Raw genomic sequence first — 5547 nt, 5'->3', positions numbered from 1 at the left:
CGCTTCGAAACGTGATCACCCGAAGCGTCGAGGGAGCCCCACCGAGACAAGAACGATCTCTCTCGGCGAGTCGCTCACCTGGCAAATTTCACAGAGCAGGTCTGGTCAGATCTTCGAAGCGCCATCAGCATCGGCACGTGGTGGCGGGGATGGAGGCCGCCTTGAGGGTGGGCGCGCTGACCGCCGACGCCGTCGCGCTGGAGGCCCGCAAGATCGCTCAGGTGGACGACAGTCCGGAGCCGGGTCCGCCGCCGCCCCGGCCGGAACGGCTGGCCTGGCTGGACGAACCGGCGGTGGTGTCGCTGACCACCCGGCGGCTGGCCCAGCTGCCGCCCGATACCCGGCCGCTGCCGTCGGTGGCCGTCTATGACCAGTTGCTGCGCCGCCGCCCTGGCGGCCGGCCCGCATCCGAGGGAGAGCTGCCATGACCACCTTTCACCGCCGCCCCCTGACCGAGGAAGCGGCCGAAGCCTCGATCTACCAGGCCTGCCAGCGGTTGCGGCTGCCGACCATCCGCAGCCAGTTCGTCGAGCTGTCCGCCGCCGCCCCGCGCGACCAGATGAGCTATCTCGGCTTCCTGGCCGAGCTGCTGATGGCCGAATGCGATTACCGCGCCCGCAAAGCGTCGGAGCGGCGGATCAAGGCGGCGAGCTTTCCGAGGCAGAAATCACTGCGCGAGTTCAATTTCGACGCCAACCCCAACGTCGACCCGGCCGTCATCCACTCTCTGGCCAGCTGCGACTGGGTGCGCAAGCACCTGCCGCTGTGTCTGATCGGCGACTCAGGGACGGGCAAGTCGCACCTGCTCATCGCGCTGGGCACCGAGGCCGCGCTGGCCGGGTTCAAGGTCAAGTACACCCTGGCCGCCAAGCTGGTCAACGAGCTGGTCGAGGCCGCCGACGAGAAGGTGCTGACCAAGACCATCGCCCGCTACGGGCGCGTCGATCTGCTTTGTATTGATGAGCTTGGCTACATGGAGCTTGATCGTCACGGAGCCGAACTGCTGTTCCAGGTTCTCACCGAAAGGTGAGGAGACCAACAGCGTCGCGATCGCCTCAAATGAGTCGTTTTCGGGATGGACCAAGACATTTACCGAGCCTCGGCTCTGCGCGGCCATCGTCGATCGCCTGACCTACGGCGGCAACATCATCGAGACCGGAACCGAATCCTACCGGCTCGCCCAGACCCGCGCCCAGGCCAACGCCGCCACCGTCGCGGGCAAGGCCGCCGGCTGACCTTTTCCAGGGCTCGTTCTCGACAACGCCTGGCCCGCCGCTGGGAGGAGCGGGTCAAGATGCAGCGCCCGCAGGCGAAGCCGAGGACGAACGATCTTGACCCGAGACGAGCCGCGGCAATCGTCGCAGCGTCGAGGAAGAGCCCCAACGGCCAGCCAGGAGCCATCATGACCACGCTCGAACGCACCCTCGCCAAAGCCCTCACGGAGATCGTCATCAGTCTTGATCTCAGCGAGGACGACGCCATCGCCGAGGCTTCGATGTAACTGCTGGCGCCGGCGATCGCCCTCCTGCAGGACCTGTCGGAGCAGGACTGGCAAGTCCTCGCCGAGCTGATCAACCAGTTCGCGCAGGAGGAAACCGACCCCGAACGGCAACTGACGGCCGGCCTGGGAAACGCCCGAAACCCTGGGTCTCTTGGCCTGAGAATGTGTCTTCAGCACTCGTCGTCGTCCTGGTGGATGAGCTTCCCCGATGCGAATAGCGCATACTCCCTCTTAACCGGCTAATACCTGCGTTTCCCCAGTTCAGTGACACGCCGTTATTCGATGCCTACTGGCCGGATGGGGTCATCCCGGATACATCTGTTCTCATGATCGAACAAGGTCTTCGGCTGGAGGAGTGCGCGGGCGGCTGGACGCTGGCTGGATCGTCTGCCGGGCAGTTCGTCGTGGTCGATGAGTATCTGGCGTATCTGGCCGACCGGAACTACTCGCCCAAGACCGTCCGCGCCTACGGCTATGACCTGTTGGCGTTCTGTCGGTGGTTGTCGGCCGAGAACATGTCGATGGGCGAGGTGACGACGGAGACGCTGCTCAAGTTCCTGCGCGCTTGTCGTGAGGCCAAGGTTCCCGGGCGCCGCGGTGGCCCGAACGTGCTCACCATGTCGGGACGACGCATGGACCAGTACGCCGCCACCACGATCAACCGGCGACTGGCGGCCATCTCGGGGTTGTTCACCTTCGTTTCGATGCGCGATCCGGAGGCCGTCAACCCGGTCCCCAAAGGGCGCGAGGCGCGCTGGCGGGTGCCGGCGAGCGGTCCGGGATGCTCGCTCATACGGCGCGGCGGCCGAAGAATCGCTCGTCGTTGCGGTTGCGCGAGCCGCGACGGCTGCCCACGGCGCTATCGCAGAGCCAGGCGGCCGAGTTGCTGGCCAGCTTCCGCACCTGGCGGGATCGGGCGATCGCGGGCCTGATGTTGTATTGCGGGCTGCGCTCGACCGAGGTGCTCACACTGAACGTCGCCGATGTGGACATCGGCGGCCGCTGGGTGAGCGTGATCGGCAAGGGTGACCGGCAGCGGCGCGTCCCGTTGGATACCGACGTCGCCTCGGTCATCCAGGTATATCTGCTGGCTGAGCGCCCCGAATCGAGCGAGCAGCGCTTGTTCCTGGTGGCCAAGGGCCCCAACCGGGGAGGAGGGCTGACGGCGGCTGGGCTGCGCACGATCTTCCGCTATCACCGCGGAATCACCGGGATCGTCGCGGGTCATCCCCACGCACTGCGGCACACGTTCGGCACCGCACTGACCGAGGCCGGCGTTGACCTGGCGGTGATGCAGGCGCTGCTCGGTCATGCGCACGTCGACACGACCGCCCGCTATGTCCATTTGGCTCCTGCTCATGTGAAGCCGAGTTCGATGCCGCACGCAGCCGCCTCCGCGCCCAGCAATAACCTGCACGCCGCTTACCTGGACTACTTGCAGCAGACCGGGCGGGGAAATCGGCCCTACTGGCATGCCGCCCGGGTCTTCTTCGACCGTTGGTCCGACCCACAGCGCTGGGCAGCCGAGCCGCTGGAGGTCCGCCTCGCGGCCGACGCGCACACCCGGCCGATCATCACCTTCCTCATCCTGCACCAGGGCCTGCGGCCGGGCTATGACTATCTGCTGGAACGCAAGCTGTCCACCTTCTGGCGAGAGCTTGCCGACTCGCCCCTCGCCGCGGGCGTGGAGCGGTTCATGGCCGCGGCCGAGGAACTCGGCTTCTCCATGCGTGTGCGTCTGGCCACCGGCTCTCAGGTGCCGGCCCGGCTCCTCATCCAGGCCGGACGTCCTCTGGAACAGCTCACGCTGGCCGATCTGGAGGAGTTCACCACCGCCTGCGCCGCCCGCAGCACCCGCACCGGCAAGGACCACCGCCACTATCTGTCCGCGATCAGCAACGCCCACCGGGTCCTGTTCCACCTGGGGATCATCGACACACTGCCAAAGATGAGCGGACCTGTCCCCTTCGCCGAGCGGTTGGCCGAGGTGTCCGAGCCGATCCGCGCCACGATGATCGCCTACTTGGAGCGCAAACGGGCCACCTGCCAGCCCAAGACAGTCTCCGCTCTGGCCACCCGGCTCAAACACTTCGGCCTGTTCCTGGCCCACATCGATCCCGAGCTCACCTCGATCGCCGAGCTGGACCGGCAACGTCACATCGAGCCCTACCTCGCCTTCCTGGTCGACGCCGTCAACCCCAAGAACGGCGAGATCATCACCGTCGCCGACCGCTCCCGCCGGGTGATCGCGCTGACCGGCTTCCTCACCGACATCACCGAGTGGGGCTGGGAGCAGGCACCCGCCCGCAAGCTGATCTTCCGTGATGACAACCCCAAGCTCCCGCAGATGCTGCCCCGCTACCTGCCCGTCGATGCCGACCGCCGCCTGACCGAGGAACTGCGCGACCGCCCCGGCAACGCACTGGCCGCCTGCGCCCTGCGGCTGCAACGCGCCTGCGGGCTGCGCATCGGCGAACTGCTGGACCTGGAACTCGACTGCGTCCACCAGGTCCCCGAGCATGGCAGCTGGCTGAAGATCGGTCTCGGGAAGCTGGAGACCGAACGCATGGCCCCCCTCGATGAGGAGATCCTCGACCTGATCGACCGCATCATCCAGCTGCGCACGCACGGCCGGCCGATGCCGCATCCCCGCTACCGGCGCCCGGCTCAATTCCTGTTCACCCACCACGGACGCCGCCTCGGTCAAGGTGCCGTCCGCGCCGAACTCGATCGCGCCGCCCGCCAGGCCGGACTCGGCCACATCACCTCCCACCAGCTCCGCCACACCTACGCCACCGCCCTGGTGAACGCCGGAGTCTCCCTGCAGGCGCTGATGGCGCTGCTCGGACACGCCTCCGCCGAGATGAGCCTGCGCTATGGACGGCTGTTCGACACCACTGTCCGCGCCGAACACGAACGAGCCCTCGACCTGACCAAACAGCAAGCCCGCACCCCCGCTCGCGGCCGCGCCCACCTGCCTCTGGCCGACATCACCGGCGGCAAGGATTGGAAGGACACTCCGCTGATCAAATCCAGGATGGCCGGCGGCTTCTGCCTGCGCGCGCCTGCTCAGGGCGCCTGCTCAGGGCGCCTGCTCAGGGCGCCTGCTCAGGGCGCCTGCACCTACGCCAACATCTGCGAGCACTGCCCCAGCTTCCACGCCGAACCCAGCTCGCTGCCCGTCCTGGCCGCCCAGCGTGTCGACGCCGAGGCCCTCGCCCATGACGCCGAAAATCGTGGCTGGATCGCCGAAGCCGAACGACACCGCCGACTCATCGCCCGACTCGACCACCTGATCAGCGAGGCCCAAGCCGGATGACCAGCAGTGACACGCTCCACCACGTCGAGAACGCATGCGCTCAACTCCGCCGCGATGGCCAACCCGTCACCTTCACCGCGGTCGCCCACCTCACCAGGCTGGGCCGCACCACCCTCTACCGCAGTGTCAGCCTCCGCACCCTCATCGAGGAACACCGCCACCGCGCCGCCACCAACAGCTCCCTTACCGGCCTCCTCGAGGAGATACGCACCCTCCACACCGCTCTTGAGGCCCTCGCTGCTCGTGTCCGTCAGCACGAAGAGCAAATACGCCGACTCACCAATCGCGTGAGCTGAAAGCGTTAACCGGCCAACGCCGAACACCGACCTGATTAGCCGGATAATGCTGGGACAACGCGATGGCCGAGTCGTTCTTCAGCGTGATCAAGAACGAGTGGCTGCACCGCTTCGTCTTCACCACCCGCGCCAAAGCACGACGGCAGGTCATCCGCTACATCGAAGGGTTCTACAACCGCCGGCGCCTGCACTCGGCACTCGGCTACCGCCCACCCCTGGAAGTCCTCAACGAGTCCCTTTCAACCCCAACAGCCGCATAGGCTACGCCCATAAGACGACTGTCCGGAATCTCCGTGGCCCCTCAGTAGACAACGATCACCCGTCCCAACAGCCCAGACCTTATCCGCCCAGCTCAGCCACTCTCTCAGAGGGAGCCAGACCCGTGCTCATTGTCCGGCTGGGCGCCCAGCGGAACCTGCATGCCGACATGG

At 66.7% G+C, this 5547-nt stretch carries 6 protein-coding genes and 1 pseudogene; all 7 read left to right on the top strand.

Going from position 1 to position 5547, the window contains the following annotated elements:
* Positions 1–149 precede the first annotated feature (149 nt).
* Positions 150–428 (top strand): transposase, encoded by a 279-nt coding sequence (locus tag E1267_RS42265; protein ID WP_132341726.1) that lies wholly within the window; start codon positions 150–152, stop codon positions 426–428.
* Entirely contained in the window at positions 425–1030 is a 606-nt protein-coding gene (locus tag E1267_RS42260) for an ATP-binding protein (protein ID WP_281283762.1), read from the top strand. Before E1267_RS42265 ends, E1267_RS42260 begins: the two co-directional genes overlap by 4 nt.
* A complete protein-coding gene (locus E1267_RS47550) occupies positions 981–1235 on the top strand; it encodes an ATP-binding protein (RefSeq protein WP_281283761.1) in 255 nt (84 codons plus the stop codon). Before E1267_RS42260 ends, E1267_RS47550 begins: the two co-directional genes overlap by 50 nt.
* Before the next feature lie 592 nt (positions 1236–1827).
* A complete protein-coding gene (locus E1267_RS46045) occupies positions 1828–2433 on the top strand; it encodes a site-specific integrase (RefSeq protein WP_220449935.1) in 606 nt (201 codons plus the stop codon).
* Positions 2385–4820 carry a tyrosine-type recombinase/integrase gene (locus E1267_RS42250; RefSeq protein ID WP_220449934.1) on the top strand — a complete coding sequence of 812 codons (2436 nt, stop codon included), beginning with the start codon at positions 2385–2387 and terminating at the stop codon, positions 4818–4820. Before E1267_RS46045 ends, E1267_RS42250 begins: the two co-directional genes overlap by 49 nt.
* The gene (locus tag E1267_RS42245) at positions 4817–5116 is read left to right on the top strand and encodes a hypothetical protein (protein WP_132341722.1); all 300 of its coding nucleotides are present in this window, start codon (positions 4817–4819) and stop codon (positions 5114–5116) included. Before E1267_RS42250 ends, E1267_RS42245 begins: the two co-directional genes overlap by 4 nt.
* 47 nt (positions 5117–5163) lie before the next feature.
* Positions 5164–5376 (top strand): annotated as a pseudogene (locus E1267_RS42240) (integrase core domain-containing protein); the annotation flags it as partial.
* Between the last annotated feature and the right edge of the window lie 171 nt (positions 5377–5547).

The sequence above is a fragment of the Nonomuraea longispora genome, assembly GCF_004348345.1.
Classification (GTDB): Bacteria; Actinomycetota; Actinomycetes; order Streptosporangiales; family Streptosporangiaceae; genus Nonomuraea; species Nonomuraea longispora.
This window is presented reverse-complemented; position numbering and strand designations above follow the sequence as displayed.